At 57.1% G+C, this 14,130-nt stretch carries 15 protein-coding genes and 1 tRNA gene; 13 read left to right on the top strand and 3 right to left on the bottom strand.

Features of this window, described 5'->3' with window-relative positions; translation table 11 throughout:
- Positions 1 to 210 precede the first annotated feature (210 nt).
- Positions 211 to 2,043: an AMP-dependent synthetase/ligase gene (locus WBP50_RS05365; protein ID WP_423932219.1), complete on the bottom strand. Its 1,833-nt coding sequence runs from the start codon at positions 2,041 to 2,043 to the stop codon at positions 211 to 213.
- A gap of 279 nt (positions 2,044 to 2,322) precedes the next feature.
- On the opposite strand from WBP50_RS05365, the gene WBP50_RS05360 reads away from it, so the two are divergent.
- The 5 genes from WBP50_RS05360 (at position 2,323) to WBP50_RS05340 (ending at position 7,911) form a co-directional block, all read left to right on the top strand.
- On the top strand, positions 2,323 to 3,387 hold the full coding sequence (locus WBP50_RS05360; RefSeq protein ID WP_423932217.1) for a lysylphosphatidylglycerol synthase transmembrane domain-containing protein: 1,065 nt from the start codon (positions 2,323 to 2,325) through the stop codon (positions 3,385 to 3,387).
- A gap of 422 nt (positions 3,388 to 3,809) precedes the next feature.
- On the top strand, positions 3,810 to 4,763 hold the full coding sequence (locus WBP50_RS05355) for a hypothetical protein (protein WP_423932216.1): 954 nt from the start codon (positions 3,810 to 3,812) through the stop codon (positions 4,761 to 4,763).
- A gap of 35 nt (positions 4,764 to 4,798) precedes the next feature.
- Positions 4,799 to 5,512: a cytidylyltransferase domain-containing protein gene (locus WBP50_RS05350; protein WP_423932300.1), complete on the top strand. Its 714-nt coding sequence runs from the start codon at positions 4,799 to 4,801 to the stop codon at positions 5,510 to 5,512.
- A gap of 11 nt (positions 5,513 to 5,523) precedes the next feature.
- Positions 5,524 to 6,654, top strand: a complete 1,131-nt coding sequence (locus WBP50_RS05345; protein WP_423932215.1) for an iron-containing alcohol dehydrogenase — start codon at positions 5,524 to 5,526, stop codon at positions 6,652 to 6,654.
- A 99-nt stretch (positions 6,655 to 6,753) separates the two neighbouring features.
- Positions 6,754 to 7,911, top strand: a complete 1,158-nt coding sequence (locus WBP50_RS05340) for a DegT/DnrJ/EryC1/StrS family aminotransferase (protein ID WP_423932214.1) — start codon at positions 6,754 to 6,756, stop codon at positions 7,909 to 7,911.
- A 58-nt stretch (positions 7,912 to 7,969) separates the two neighbouring features.
- Here the strand turns inward: WBP50_RS05340 and WBP50_RS05335 are convergent.
- Positions 7,970 to 8,040, bottom strand: a tRNA-Cys gene (locus tag WBP50_RS05335).
- Positions 8,041 to 8,184: 144 nt separating this feature from the next.
- Positions 8,185 to 8,394 (bottom strand): hypothetical protein, encoded by a 210-nt coding sequence (locus WBP50_RS05330; RefSeq protein ID WP_423932305.1) that lies wholly within the window; start codon positions 8,392 to 8,394, stop codon positions 8,185 to 8,187.
- On the opposite strand from WBP50_RS05330, the gene WBP50_RS05325 reads away from it, so the two are divergent.
- From WBP50_RS05325 to WBP50_RS05290, 8 genes are all read left to right on the top strand, one after another.
- Entirely contained in the window at positions 8,315 to 8,710 is a 396-nt protein-coding gene (locus tag WBP50_RS05325; RefSeq protein ID WP_423932298.1) for an SRPBCC family protein, read from the top strand. The genes WBP50_RS05330 and WBP50_RS05325 overlap by 80 nt on opposite strands.
- Before the next feature lie 215 nt (positions 8,711 to 8,925).
- Entirely contained in the window at positions 8,926 to 10,428 is a 1,503-nt protein-coding gene (locus WBP50_RS05320; protein ID WP_423932296.1) for a methylmalonyl-CoA carboxytransferase subunit 5S, read from the top strand.
- Positions 10,429 to 10,446: 18 nt separating this feature from the next.
- The gene (locus WBP50_RS05315) at positions 10,447 to 11,991 is read left to right on the top strand and encodes an acyl-CoA carboxylase subunit beta (protein ID WP_423932295.1); all 1,545 of its coding nucleotides are present in this window, start codon (positions 10,447 to 10,449) and stop codon (positions 11,989 to 11,991) included.
- Positions 11,992 to 12,011: 20 nt separating this feature from the next.
- Positions 12,012 to 12,215, top strand: a complete 204-nt coding sequence (locus tag WBP50_RS05310; RefSeq protein WP_423932212.1) for a hypothetical protein — start codon at positions 12,012 to 12,014, stop codon at positions 12,213 to 12,215.
- 11 nt (positions 12,216 to 12,226) lie between these two features.
- Complete coding sequence (locus WBP50_RS05305) at positions 12,227 to 12,625, top strand: biotin/lipoyl-containing protein (protein ID WP_423932211.1); 399 nt, start codon at positions 12,227 to 12,229, stop codon at positions 12,623 to 12,625.
- Positions 12,626 to 12,848: 223 nt separating this feature from the next.
- Positions 12,849 to 12,971: a hypothetical protein gene (locus tag WBP50_RS05300; RefSeq protein ID WP_423932209.1), complete on the top strand. Its 123-nt coding sequence runs from the start codon at positions 12,849 to 12,851 to the stop codon at positions 12,969 to 12,971.
- A gap of 73 nt (positions 12,972 to 13,044) precedes the next feature.
- Entirely contained in the window at positions 13,045 to 13,296 is a 252-nt protein-coding gene (locus tag WBP50_RS05295; RefSeq protein WP_423932207.1) for a type II toxin-antitoxin system HicA family toxin, read from the top strand.
- A 2-nt stretch (positions 13,297 to 13,298) separates the two neighbouring features.
- Positions 13,299 to 13,616, top strand: coding sequence for a type II toxin-antitoxin system HicB family antitoxin (locus WBP50_RS05290; protein WP_423932205.1), 318 nt, complete (start codon positions 13,299 to 13,301; stop codon positions 13,614 to 13,616).
- The last annotated feature ends 514 nt before the right edge of the window (positions 13,617 to 14,130 follow it).

Here is a 14,130-nt window from a genome sequence, read left to right as displayed (position 1 = left end):
GGTTCGTGCGATAAACTGAACGTCTTTGGTTAAAATAATACATAAAGACCGGAATGCAATGGTATCGGGCACTCTCCTTCGGGACAGGGTGTTTCCCTGCGGCTTATCGAAAGATGGAGCGGCTCCGGAAGCCTGCAGAGAGAGGGGGTTCAAGGTTTCCGGAGGGTGTGCGGGAGATTGCAGGTTCGGGGTGGGGAGCTGCCCGGAGGCTCACTCCGTGTTGTACACCATGTTGAGGGCTTTGTATACCCTGTCGATCTCCTGAGCGTACTTCGCCGTTATGGCTTTTCGTTTCAGCTTCATGGTAGGGGTCATGTCGCCCTTTTCAATGCTGAAGGGTTCTTCGATCAGGAGGAACTTGCGTACTTTTTCGTGAGTGGCGAGCTGGCGCGAGATGGTTCGCATGAGCTTTTCGTAAATCTGCTGCACTCCCTTGTGCTCGATCAGCTCCCGGTTTGTTTTCGCCGAAATCGAGTTCTGCGCGGCATATTCGTTGAGTTTGGCGAAATCCGGCACGATGACGGCGATAAGGAAGGGGCGTTTTTCGCCGATCACCATGACCTGATCGACAAAGGGGCTTTCGGTGATGAGGTTTTCTATCGGCTGCGGAGCAATGTTTTTTCCACCGGATGTGACGATGATGTGCTTTTTCCTGTCGGTTATTTTCAGGTATCCGTCGCGGTCGATTTCGCCGATATCGCCGCTGTAGAACCATCCGTCCCTGATGACGTCGCTGGTAGCGGCCTCGTCCTGCCAGTACCCCTTCATGATGTTTGGCCCCCTGAGCAGGATCTCCCCGTCGGAAGCTATTTTCACCTCGACATTTTTTACTGGAGGTCCTACCGTGCCGAACTTGATTTTTTCCGGCCGGTTGACGTTGGTGACCGGTGATGTTTCCGTCAGCCCGAACCCTTCGAGAATGTTGATGCCGATCGCCTGGAAGAACTCCCCGATTTTCTGCGGCAGGGCGGCGCCTCCCGAAACGAAATAACGCAGGCGGCCACCGAATTTTTTGCGGATCTTGTGATAGACAAGCCTGTCGGCCAGGCCGTGCTGTATCGAAACTGCCGTCGAGGCCCGGTTTTTCTCGTTTATCTGGCGGTTATACTCCTCTCCGGTTTTGACGGCCCAATGGAAGATTTTCTGTTTCATGGGGCTCTCGTTGCCAATCTGCTTGAGCATGTTGACCTTCATCCGGTCGAACAGTCTCGGCACCGTAAAGATGATGGTCGGTTTCGCTTCGGCGATGTTGAGCGATATGGTTTCGATGCTTTCCGCAAGGTAGATCGCCGAGCCGCAGGCAAAGAGGAGGTAGTACCCTCCCGTACGTTCGTAGGCGTGAGAGAGGGGGAGAAACGAAAGGCTGCAGTCCGTTTCGTCGAGGCGGATGACGGTCGAGCAGCTTTTGACGTTTTCGCAGAGGTTCCGGTGCGTAAGCATCACGCCTTTCGGCAGGCCGGTAGTACCCGAGGTGTAGATGATGGTGGCCACATCCTCCGGCTCCACCCTGATGCCGTCGAGAGTCCAGGGTTTTTCCTCGATGATTTTTTTGCCGGTCTCCTTTACGTGGTTCAGGTCGATGACGTCCTCGATCGGCTCCTCGAGCCGGTTCAGCACGATGACCAGGCTCAGGTCGGGCAGGTTCTGCCAGATGGAGAGAATCTTGCCGAGCTGCAGCATGTTTGAAACCACAATGCCTTTGGCTCCGCAGTTGAGCAGGATATATTCGATCTGGTTTGGCGGAAGAGAGGGGTAGAGCGGTACGTCGATAGCCCCGATAGTGAGAATGGCCATGTCGGCCAGATACCAGCCGGGCCGGTTCTCCGAGAGAATGGCAACCCGGTCGCGTTCGGCAATACCGTTTTCCCTGAGAAATGCCGCAAGATGGCGCATGTCCTGCTCCAGGGAATCGTAAGGAATCGGTTCATAGACTCCGTTGATTTTTCTTGCAATCGGGAATTTTTCCTTCTGACCGTGAAAGTGACTGAACACTGAAGAGAAAAGCTCAGGTAGCGTATGAAAATCGGAGTTGATAAGTCCCATAGAGCGCCATTGTTATTCTTGAAAATGCAGAAAAGCAAAAGGCAGAGAGCCGTTCTCTGTTTTTTCCCGGAACCGCAGCTTCGTCCTGTTCGCATCACGGCAAACCTGGACTTCACACGAAACGGAGAGGTACTCTGGCTGCCGGAAAGAAGAGTTGAGCGAAAGAACAATACAGGAAGGTTTGAAACGATTGAACAAATAATTAACGATACAATATTATCTTTGCAAAGTGTGTCTGGTACTTTACGGTATCTTTTATGTCTGTTTTTTACCCGTTTTATGCAGTTGAAGCAAAATAAAAGCAATAATCTGCCGGGATATGCCGGTCTCCTGCTCGGTGTTTCTCTTATTGTCTACCTTTTCAGCCAGATCGATCTTCAGGGAGCTGTCGAAAGGATTTTTTCGATAGGTTTTTCCTCGGTGCTGATTCTCGCGCCCTTTCTTGTGCTGCATGTGGTGGAAACCTTCGCGTGGATAAAGGTTTTTCCTCCCGGCATGAGGTCGATTCCCTTTTTTCCACTCCTGAAAATACAGCTTATAGCCGAAACCGTTTCGATGACGCTTCCGGCTGGTGTTGCTGTAGGCGAACCGCTCAGGCCCTACCTCTGCAAGCGCTTTATCGGTCTTCCCGTTCCCGAATCGGTGGCGAGTGTGGCGGTGCGCAAGCTCATGCTCGGGGCCGCGCAGGGGCTTTATACCCTGATTGGAGCCCTGGCGGGTTACGGCTTTCTGCAGATGGTCTCGGGCCGGATAATCGGGTTCGAGGGTCTCGGTCTGCTGATGGTTCTCTGCGGTCTGGCCGTTTTTCTTCTGTTCATGCTCTTTCTGCTGCTGCTCCTCAACGGACAGGTGGCCGGACATATCCACCGGTTTCTGATGCTGGTGCCGTTCAGGCGGGTCAAGGAGTGGCTGCTTGAAAAGGAGTCCGGTTTTCTCGATACCGATCAGGCGCTGAACAGCTACAGGGGCTCCCCCTCCGGAGGACGGCTGCTGGCGATGCTTTACTATGTTGGCGCATGGTTCATGCTGACGGCTGAGAGTTATATCATCCTGTCCCTTCTGGGGGTTGAGATTTCCTTTTACCAGATTTTCGCCATCGACATATCGCTGGCCATGCTCCGCTCGCTGTTTTTTTTCATTCCTTCGGGACTCGGGGTTCAGGATCTCGGTTATCTGCTGTTTTTTCAGGCGCTCGGCATACAGGATTTCTCATCCTGCGGTGCGGCATTCGTGCTGCTGCGGCGTTTCAAGGAGCTGCTCTGGTATGCTTTCGGTTACGGAATCATGTTTCTTTCCGGGGTGCATCTCGGGGATGCAGCGCGAGAGGACGACATCGGGACGTGACGCTGATTTTCCGGCAGCTCAGGGCCGGTTGGCCTTCCGGTGAAGCCGGCAATCCCCCTGCAATCGATTTTTACCCCGCGGACCTCCCCGGCCGTACCGCATCGGGCGGTTTGCCGGGGTATAATCGACAGCAGATCCGGTGTTTCAGGTCCACAGGCTTCCGTGAAGCGGGAGCGGGGGTTTTTTGTTTGCCATCCTGCCGCAGCAGCAGGATCGTCAGGCTCCGGAGACAGGGGCGCCGGCTTTCTTCAATGAACCCGTCATCAGGTAACCCGGCTGGCCGATCCGGGGATTTTCAGGAATCTTGTCAAAGCTCGGGATGAATGCCTGCGATGTTAACGGCTTTTTTATATTTTTGATCGAAGTTATTTTATCCTCATGCAACGAAATAGACGAAGAGGCCTCTTTAACCGGGCATGCTCATGAAGAAGATTCTCTTTATCTGCGGCTCGATGAACCAGACCACCCAGATGCACCAGATTTCGGAGTGGCTGGGGGATTACGACCGCTACTTCACTCCGTTTTTCAGTGACGGTCTGCTTGGCGTTGCAAGCGGCAAGGGCCTTCTGGAATTCACCATTCTCGGCAGGAAACGCTCGGGAAGGGCGCTTCAGTATCTCCTCGATAACGATCTGCAGCTCGATACAGGCGGAACGGGTCGTGATTACGACCTGGTGATTACCTGTACCGACCTGATTGTGCCGAAGGAGATCCGGAGAAAGAAAATCGTCCTGGTTCAGGAGGGGATGACCGAGCCGGAAACCGTGCTTTATCATCTTGCCCGCAACTTCCGCTGGGTGCCCCGCTGGGTTGCCGGAACGGCGATGACCGGGCTGAGCGACCTCTACGAGAAGTTCTGCGTGGCAAGCGAGGGGTACCGCGATCTGTTTATCCGCAAGGGGGTCAATCCCGACAAGATTGTCGTTACCAGCATTCCCAATTTCGACAACTGCGAACAGTACCTCCGGAACGATTTCGAATATCGCGATTTCGTGCTGGTCTGCACCTCCGACAACCGCGAGACCTTCATTTACGAGAACCGGAAGAAAAATATCGGGAAGTACCTCGATATGGCGGGGGGGCACCAGCTGATTTTCAAGCTCCATCCCAACGAGAATGCCGTGAGGGCAATTCGCGAGATCAGGAACTGGGCGCCTGAAAGCCTGGTGTTTGCCGAAGGGAAAACCGAGGAGATGATCGCCAATTCGCGCATGCTCATAGCGCAGTTTTCTTCAACCATTTTTGTCGGTTCCGCACTGAACAAGACCGTGCATTGCGGGCTGCCCCCCGAGGAGCTCAGGGCGCTCACCCCGCTGCAGAACAAGTCGGCGGCGCGCCGTATTGCCGATGTCTGCCGGTCGGTCATCGACGGATAAACCGAAGGGTGAACGCCATCATGGAGGAGAAGGAAATCCGGAATATCGCCATCATTCCCGCAAGGGGCGGATCCAAAGGGCTCAGGGGAAAAAACATCCATCCGGTTGCCGGCCGTCCCCTTCTGGCCTGGAGCATCATGCAGGCGCGCGAGTCGGAGCGGGTCGACCGGGTGTTCGTTTCGACCGACGATCCCGAAATCGCGGCGGTAGCCGAGCGTTACGGCGCAGGGGTTATCCGGCGTCCTGCGGAGCTTTCAGGCGACAGGGCCTCGTCGGAATCGGCCCTGCTGCACGCCGTCGAAGTGCTCGAACGGGAGCACGCCATTCCTGTCGGTCTGGTGGTGTTTCTCCAGGCCACCTCGCCCCTGCGCAAGCCGGGGGATATCGACCGGGCGATCGGGCGGTTCGAAGCCGAAGGGGCGGATTCACTGATTTCCGTTACCCGGCTCGACGATCTCACCGTTTGGGAGCGTCAGGCTCACGGCTGGCAGAGCGTGAATTTCGATTTCCGCAACAGGGGCATGCGCCAGGAGCGGCCGCAGCAGTATATCGAGAACGGTTCCATCTATCTGGTCACTCCCGAGGTGCTCAGGGTGTGCGGCAACCGTATCGGAAACAGGCTTTCCGTCTATGAAATGGAGTTCTGGCAGACGTGGGAGATTGACAGTATCGAAGAAATCGATTTAATTGAGTTTTATATGTTCAAGAAAAACCTGGCCGGCCAGGAATCAGGACCGGAGAACCCATAGCATCAACACCTATGCAATTTTTTCTTTCCACCGATCTGGTGATCGGCGTCAATGAAGCCCTCAATCTGCAGGAGTACGTCCGGCAGACCGGCATGAAAAAACCGGGCATCATCTACGATGCCAATCTCGCTTCGAGCCTTTATTTTCAGGACGTGCTGAAGGGGCTGACCGGCCGCTTCACCGACCATGTGCTCTACTGCAACGAGTTCAGGGGTGAGCCCACCTATGCCCATCTCGAGAACGTGGCCGGGTTTTTCCGCAGCAATGCCCCGGACGGTATCGTGGCCATCGGCGGGGGAAGCTCGCTCGATCTCGGCAAGGGCGTTGCTCTCCTGCTCACCAACCAGGTGCCCGCGCTCTCCCTGAAAGGGTTTCCGCAGGATGTCATCGATCCCGTTCCGCTCGTGACGGTGCCCTCGCTGCTCGGCAGCGGCGCCGAAGTCAGCTTCAATGCGGTTTTCATCGACGAGGCCGAAGGGCGCAAGCTCGGCATCAACAGCCGCCGCAATTTCCCCCGGAAAACCGTGATCGATCCCCAGCTCTCCATGACCGCCCCGATGGAAAGCGTGATCGCCACGGCCATGGACAGCCTGGTGCACTGCATCGACAGTTTCGGTTCGCAGAAGCACACCCCCCTGAGCCGGATTTTTTCCGTCGAGGGGTTCCAGCGCACCTTCTACGCACTCCGGCAGGGCCAGCTCGACCGGGCGGAATCGCGTCTCGATCTGGCCATCGGCAGCATCTGCGGTACGGCGGCGCTCATGAACTCGGGAGACGGCCCCACCAACGGCTTCGCCTACTATCTCGGCGTGAAGCACAAGGTGCCGCACGGTCTGGCAGGCGCGATTTTCCTCAAGGAGGTCATGCGCTACAACTTCGACCGTGGCTACGAAAAATACGCGCTCCTCAACCCCATGCGCTCCTCTCCGTCGGCCAGGGAGGCCACCCAGGAGCTGCTCGCAGAGATGGACGATCTCTACCGGGATCTCCGGATTCCGAACCTTGTTCCCTACGGATACGCCAAGAGCAACGCTCCGGAGTTCGCCAGAAACGTCTCGGCGGCCCTGAAAGGATCGTTTGCCGGAAATCCGGTGGAGTTCAACGAGGATTCGGCACGGCATGTGATCTACAATCTGACCTGACGGCAATCGGGACGGTGACATTAATCCGGCGCTTCCCTGTACGATTGTTTAATACATACAGCGAGTCGCCATTACGCAACATTTTATCAGTAACGCAGCATGGCAGGAGCAGAACTTATAGGCCGTGAGGAACTGGCCGAAATTCAGGACCTTTTCAGTGGCGAAAAGGTCAATCTCTACCGTTACGGCGGAGGAAACTACAAGGCGAGAGAGTTCGAGGAGCGGTTTGCCGAGTACATGGGCGTGAAGTACGCCCATGCGGTCTCCTCGGGCACGGCGGCCATTCACTGCGCCCTTGCCGGCGCGGGTATCGGCCCCGGCGACGAGGTGATCACCACCGCCTGGACCTTCATCGCCCCGGTGGAGGCCATCAGCGCGCTCGGCGCGGTGCCGGTGCCGGTCGAGCTTGACGAAACCTATCACCTCGACCCGCTGGAGGTGGAAAAAGCCATCACTCCGGCCACAAAGGCCGTGGTTGCCATTCCCATGTGGGCCCCGCCTAAAATGGACGAGCTGGCGACCATCTGCGAGCGCCGCAACATCATGCTCATCGAGGATGCGGCCCAGGCGCTGGGAGCCTCCTACAAGGGACGCAAGCTCGGCACCATCGGCCGGGTGGGCTCCTTCTCCTTCGACGCGGGCAAGACCATGCACACCGGAGAGGGCGGCATCATCGTCACCAACGACAGGGAGGTGTACGACCGTGCGGCCGAGTTCTCCGATCACGGACACATGCACCTTGAGGGTCTGCCGCGCGGCAAGGATCCGCGCCGGGCAAAAGGGCTCAATCTGCGCCTCAGCGAGGTGACGGCGGCCATCGGCCTTGCGCAGCTCCGCAAGGTCGACCTGATCCTTTCGCGCGCCAAGGAGAACAAGAAAAAAATCAAGGAGGCCATCAGCCATCTCGGCAACATCACCCTCCGCCCCTTTTCGGACGAGGAGGGCTCGCAGGGCGACACGCTGATCTTCCGCGTACGCGACCGCGATGCGGCCCTGCAGTTCGAAGCGCACCTCATGGAACGCGGATTCGGCACCAAAATCCTGCCCGAGGCGCTCGACTGGCACTTCGCCGGCGTCTGGAGCCACCTGCTTCCGGAGTTCGACCGCTACCGCGATGTCGATCTCGAAACGCTCTGGCCGAAAACCGGCGCCATGCTGCGCAGCAGCATCTGCCTGAACATTCCCGTGCTGATGGATGAGGCCACCATCGAAAAGCTGGTGGAGGCCATTATTACGGGAGCGGAGAAGATCGGGTAGGGGTTCCCGGTTCCGTGGAAGCAAAAAAAAACAGCTGCAGGGTGCAGCTGTTTTTTTGAGGCGAAGAGCGGATTCGAACCGCTGTACAAGGTTTTGCAGACCTCTGCCTAACCACTCGGCCACTTCGCCATATCGTTCAGGGAAGTAAATGTAAAAAATTGAAACGGTTATTCAAAAAGGAAGCAAAACTATTTTCACCGCGCCGGTCCGTCTGTCCGCCCGTCGCACCCCTTCCCGATGCCTTGCGGGTTGTGTTGATGACAGGGATTCCGTTCATTCGTTCATCGCCATTGAAAAGAGGCTTGCGAGGGATTCGTTCATAACGCCGTACCATTCAGGAATGCTTCCGAAACCGATTCTGCCGATGGGAAATATCCGTACCGAAATCACGATCGCAGCCACGTTGTCCGACGTCTGGCGCGTTCTCTCCGACACCGCCGCCTGGCCGGAGTGGAACCCTTTGGTCACGTCCTTCGATGGCATTTCCGAAGAGGGGAGGCGTGTGCGTATTCGCCTGAAAGTCAAAGCGCTTCCCGCGTTCAGGGTTCCGGTCCGCGTCTCGGCTCTGAAGCCCGGAGAGCGCCTCTCCTGGACCTTTACCTTGCCCTTCGGCATATTGCGCGCCGAACACTCTTTTTCGCTCTCCGAAGGGTCGGACGGAAGCACCCGTTTTCTTGACACCGAACGGTTTACCGGGCTGCTGGGCGGTATCGCGGGAACGCTCATGAACCGGTTTTTCCTGGATGATTATCGGGGGATGGATCGGGCGATAGCGGAGAGGGTTGCCTCCGGGAGATGATCCGCCCTCCGTTTGTTATCGGACGTTTTTGGGTTTAACAATTCTGTAATGTGCTTATCGAATGTAAATGTGCTATATTGCGCGCAGTAAAATTTGATACGTTTTCCGGATATCCTGCAAACATGCCGCTCTACAGAGATTTTCCTTTCTTGTATACGCCCAGCTTCCGATTCCGGAACCTATCGTTCTGCCAACATTAAGCGTGTGGAGTCATCATCAATAACAGAATCATAGATATTACCGAGCTTGCCCTGCGTGACGCCCATCAGAGCCTGATTGCCACCCGACTGGGCATCGACGACATGATCGGAGCCTGCGCCGATCTCGACGACGCCGGTTTCTGGTCGATAGAGTGCTGGGGCGGAGCCACTTACGACGCCTGCATTCGTTATCTGAACGAAGACCCGTGGCAGCGTCTGCGCACCTTCAAGAGCCTGATGCCGAAAACGCCGCTGCAGATGCTTCTGCGCGGCCAGAACCTGCTGGGATACCGTCACTACGATGACGAGGTCGTGGAGCGTTTTTGCCGGAAGTCCGTGGAAAACGGCATCGGTGTTTTCCGGATTTTCGATGCCCTCAACGACCTGCGGAACATCGAGACCTCCGTCCGGGCCGTCAGGATGGCCGGCGGGCACGCCCAGGGCACGATCTCCTATACCGTCAGTCCTATCCACACAACCGCGCTCTTCGTCGATCAGGCGCGGAGGCTTCAGGATATGGGCATCGACTCCATCTGCATCAAGGACATGGCTGCGCTCATCAAGCCCCAGGCGGCATTCGACCTGGTCAGGGGGATAAAGGATGCGTGCGGAGAGGATCTGCGGGTGCACCTGCACGCGCACGCCACGACCGGCGTCACGCTGGTGAGTCTCATGAAGGCGGTCGAGGCGGGGGTTGACTGCGTGGACACCGCCATCAGCTCCATGAGCCTCGGACCGGGACACAATCCCACCGAGAGTTTCATCGAGATGCTCGATGGAACGGGCTACGGCACACGGGTCAATCAGGAAAAGATCCTGCGGGTCAAGGAGCATTTCATGTCGGTGCTGGGCAGATACGCCGAGTACCAGTCGAAGGTAACCGGAGTGGAGACGGAAATTTTCAGAAGCCAGATTCCCGGCGGGATGCTCTCCAACATGGAGAGTCAGCTCCGCCAGCAGGGAGCAGGCGACCGCATGAAAGAGGTGCTGGAGGAGATTCCCCTGGTCCGCAGGGATACCGGCTACGTGCCGCTCGTCACTCCCAGCAGCCAGATCGTCGGCACCCAGGCGGTGCTGAACGTCCTTATGGGCAGATATGCCGTGCTGACCGGCGAATTCGCCGATCTCATGCTCGGCTACTACGGAGAGGTTCCGGGAGAGAAAAACCCCGAAGTGGTGGAGCTTGCCCGCAGCCATGCCAAAAAGGAGCCCATAACCTGCAGGCCGGCAGACCTCCTGAAGCCGGAGTGGCAGAAGCTCCGCTCCGAAGCGCTGGCTCTCGGCGGCTGCAACGGTACCGATGAGGATGTCCTTACCTGTTCCATGTTTCCCCAGGTAGCCCCGAAGTTTTTTGCCGAACGGCACGAAGGTCCGCGCAATCTCGGCAGGGACCCTCTTACCGGCGCGTCCGAAACGCACCCGACCGAAGGGCACCAGGGCGCCATCACCGGCCCCATCACCTACTCCGTGACCATGAGCGGCCGGCAGCACAAGGTGACGGTAACGCCATATCAGTAATTCCCCATGTCAACAACCATGAATATCGACAGTAAAATACAGGAGCTTAACCGCCGGAAGGAAGCGATGCAGCTGGGCGGCGGACAGGCCCGTATCGACAGGCAGCACGAATCCGGCAGCCTGACGGCCCGTGAACGGATCGACGCCCTTCTCGACCAGGACAGCTTTCAGGAGACGGGGCTTTTCGCCCGTCATCGCGGAACCCTTTTCGGCATGGAGGGCAAAGAGATGCCGGCCGACGGAGTGGTTACCGGTGGCGGCAGCATAAACGGCCGTCTGGTGCACATCGCCAGCCAGGACTTCACGGTAGGCGGCGGCTCGGCAGGCGAGATTCATTGTGCGAAGATCGTCCAGATGATGCAGTCCTCTCTGAAGACCGGTTCGCCCTTCATCATGGTCAACGATTCCGGAGGAGCCCGTATCCAGGAGGGGATCGACAGCCTTTCGGGTTACGGCAAGGTTTTCTACAACAACGTCATGCTTTCCGGCGTGGTGCCGCAGATTTCGATTATCTGCGGTCCATGCGCCGGCGGGGCGGCCTACAGTCCCGCCCTGACCGACTTCATCATCCAGACGAAATCGGCGCGGATGTTCATCACCGGGCCCTCGGTCATCAAGGCCGTCACCGGCGAAGAGGTCAGCGCCGAAGATCTCGGCGGCCCTGTAGCGCAGATGGACATCTCCGGAGTGGTGCATTTCATCGCGGAGGACGACATGGATGCCATGGCCATCTGCAAGCGCCTGCTCTCGTTCCTTCCCTCCAACAATCTTGAGGATCCGCCGCTCAGGGATGGCGAGGATATCATCCTGCCTGACAAGCGGCTCAACGAGATCGTTCCCGTTGACCCCAAGCAGAGTTACGATATCCGCGACGTGATCGCCCGCCTCGTGGACCACGAGGACTTCATGGAGGTGCAGGCCTCCTTCGCGCCAAACATCGTCATCGGTTTCGCCCGGCTCCAGGGCCGTTCGGTAGGAATCGTGGCAAACCAGCCCTGCGTTATGGCCGGGGTGCTCGATATCAACGCATCGGACAAGGCGGCCCGCTTCATCCGCTTCTGCAACGCCTTCAACATCCCGCTCCTTACGCTGGTCGATGTGCCCGGATTTCTTCCCGGCGTCGAGCAGGAGTACGGCGGCATCATCCGCCACGGGGCCAAAATGCTGTTCGCCTACTCCGCGGCCACGGTGCCCAAGATCACCGTCATCATCCGCAAGGCCTACGGCGGAGCCTATCTGGCCATGTGCTGCAAGGATCTGGACGCCGACAGGGTCATCTCCTGGCCGACGGCCGAGATTGCGGTCATGGGCGCGGAAGGCGCTGTTGACGTGATTTTCCGCAACGAGATCAAAAAGGCTGAAGATCCTGCAGTGCGCCGACAGGAGTTGATCACGGAGTATCGCGACACCTTTTCCACGCCGTACGTTTCGGCCTCGCGCCTGCATGTGGACGATATCATCGAACCGTCCGACACCCGGCGGTATCTGGCCATGGCGCTCGATATCCTCCATTCGAAACGGGAGTTCAGGCCCCAGAAGAAACACGGCCTGATTCCCCTGTAACCATACTGAACAGCGCAATAATGAACGAACAGGAAACGCCCGAACAGGAAACGGAAATAACGCCGGAACTCCTGATCATCATGTCGGCCTCCATAGCGGCCTATCTCGGAAAGAACGTACGGATCCGCAGGGCCCGCTTCATCAGCGATCAGGGGCAGAGCTCGTGGTCGCAGCAGGGCCGGGTATCGATCCAGTCCTCGCATACATTCAGTGTCAACAAATAAGGAGTCGCATTGTGCAGTTGATCTTGACCATAGATGGAAAAAAATATGTAGTTGACGTGGAAGTGCTGGAAGGAGAAGAGGTGCGCACCCCCGCCCTGTTCCCGGAATCCACCTCCACCATCCAGTCGAAACGGCCCGTTTCGGCCCCTTCACCCAGGCCTCAGGCCGTGCAGCCCGCGCCGGACGGTCTGCCGGACGACAAGGTCTGCCGCAGCCCCATTGCCGGAATCGTGCAGCGGGTCAACGTGCAGGTCGGCCAGAAACTGCAGGTGAACGACCTGCTGGTTGTGCTTGAGGCCATGAAAATGGAAACCAACATCACCGCCCACACGGCGGGAACCGTCAAGGTCATCATGACCTCGCCGGGAGAGGCCGTCAAGAGCGGCCAGGCGCTCATCGAGTTCGAATAAGGGAGCGCGGAAGCCCCTGCTCTGCGTTCACCCCGATGAACCCGACAGTCACCCTTCATGCACAGAGGTGTATGAGGGTGCCCGTTTCTACCGACATTCCGTCCCTCCGGGACTTCGAAATTGGCACTCCGCAAACCCCGCAGGGGTGCGATGTCGGTAGCAAACCGATCCCCAGAAAGAGAGGAATGCTTTCGACCTGCATACCGGCGACAAGATCGAGTTCGTGCTCGAAAAAGAGGGAGCCATCACCCTCAGGCCCATCAAGAAAAGCGTGGACGATGTTTTCGGCAGGCTGTTCAATCCCGCCGCCACCCAGACCTGCAGCAGCGACACGCTGCTCGCCTGACGGGCAGGTCAGAAATATCCTCTTTTTGTTTTTTTTGTTTGCAAATAAAAAAATGATACCATAAAATAGTATCATGCATAAGCGGCATCAAAAGATTCTTGACCAGATTTTTCAGAATCCGGTTCGATCCGATGTTCAATGGACTGACATCGAGAATCTGCTGAGTGCTCTTGGAGCTGAATTGTCTGAAGGTAAGGGCTCACGGGTTCGCATTGCCCTTAACGGAGTTCGCGCTGTTTTTCACCGGCCACATCCCCAAAAAGAAACAGACAAGGGGGCATTGCAATCAATGAGGCGTTTTTTACAAGAAGCGGGAGTTCGATAATAATGCTGACTTATAAAGGATATACTGGTCATGTTGAATATGATGACGAGGCCGGTATTTTTCACGGTGAAGTGCTGGATACAAGGGATGTCATCACGTTCCAGGGTATGACCGTTGACGAGATAGAGGATGCATTCAGGGCGTCGGTCGATGACTATCTCGAGTTCTGTCAGGAAAGGGGAGAGGAGCCTGACAAGCCGTTTTCCGGTAAACTGGTGCTGAGAATGAGCCCGGAACTGCACCATAAAGTATTCATCAAGGCTACAAAATCCGGAAAAAGCCTGAACAGGTGGATTTCCGATACCCTTGAATCGGCATGACGTTTGCCAAGGCCGCAGAGGGGCAATTTCAGACCCTTTACCTCAACATAGAGCTCCGTAGGAACGGACCCAGCCTCCAGCATGAAACCCGCCGAACGTTGTAATTCCCGTTTCTACCGATATATCGCCCTTACAGGGCTTAGAGCAAATGGGGGAGATACCCGTTTCTACCGACATGCCGTCCCTCCGGGACTTCGAAATTGGCACTCCGCAAACCCCGCAGGGGTGCAATGTCGGTAGAAAGCCGACGCCCGCCCGTCTCCACCTCTGGCTCCGCAGGAGCGGCATGCCTGTCTCGCCTCATGAACCCCTGCGAACGTTGTAATTCCCGTTGCTACCGATATATCGCCCTTACAGGGCTTAGAGGAAATGGGGGAGATACCCGTTTCTACCGAGATGCCGTCCCTCCGGGACTTCGAAATTGGCACTCCGCAAACCCCGTAGGGGTGCAATATCGGTAGAGAACCGACGCCCACCCATCTCCACCTCTGGCTCCGCAGGAGCGGCATGCCTG

Origin of the sequence: Chlorobium sp. (assembly GCF_049593655.1) — a bacterium.
Lineage (GTDB): Bacteria > Bacteroidota > Chlorobiia > Chlorobiales > Chlorobiaceae > Chlorobium.
The sequence above is the reverse complement of the archived record's forward strand: the minus strand, read 5'-3'. Positions and strand labels throughout refer to the sequence as shown.

What these genes read in the sequence shown, in the direction of transcription:
- WBP50_RS05365 (WP_423932219.1), bottom strand. Translation starts at nt 2,043, where the DNA reads ATGGGACTTATCAACTCCGATTTTCATACGCTACCTGAGCTTTTCTCT.
- WBP50_RS05360 (WP_423932217.1), top strand. Translation starts at nt 2,323, where the DNA reads ATGCAGTTGAAGCAAAATAAAAGCAATAATCTGCCGGGATATGCCGGT.
- WBP50_RS05355 (WP_423932216.1), top strand. Translation starts at nt 3,810, where the DNA reads ATGAAGAAGATTCTCTTTATCTGCGGCTCGATGAACCAGACCACCCAG.
- WBP50_RS05345 (WP_423932215.1), top strand. Translation starts at nt 5,524, where the DNA reads ATGCAATTTTTTCTTTCCACCGATCTGGTGATCGGCGTCAATGAAGCC.
- WBP50_RS05340 (WP_423932214.1), top strand. Translation starts at nt 6,754, where the DNA reads ATGGCAGGAGCAGAACTTATAGGCCGTGAGGAACTGGCCGAAATTCAG.
- WBP50_RS05330 (WP_423932305.1), bottom strand. Translation starts at nt 8,394, where the DNA reads ATGCCATCGAAGGACGTGACCAAAGGGTTCCACTCCGGCCAGGCGGCG.
- WBP50_RS05315 (WP_423932295.1), top strand. Translation starts at nt 10,447, where the DNA reads ATGAATATCGACAGTAAAATACAGGAGCTTAACCGCCGGAAGGAAGCG.
- WBP50_RS05310 (WP_423932212.1), top strand. Translation starts at nt 12,012, where the DNA reads ATGAACGAACAGGAAACGCCCGAACAGGAAACGGAAATAACGCCGGAA.
- WBP50_RS05295 (WP_423932207.1), top strand. Translation starts at nt 13,045, where the DNA reads ATGCATAAGCGGCATCAAAAGATTCTTGACCAGATTTTTCAGAATCCG.
- WBP50_RS05290 (WP_423932205.1), top strand. Translation starts at nt 13,299, where the DNA reads ATGCTGACTTATAAAGGATATACTGGTCATGTTGAATATGATGACGAG.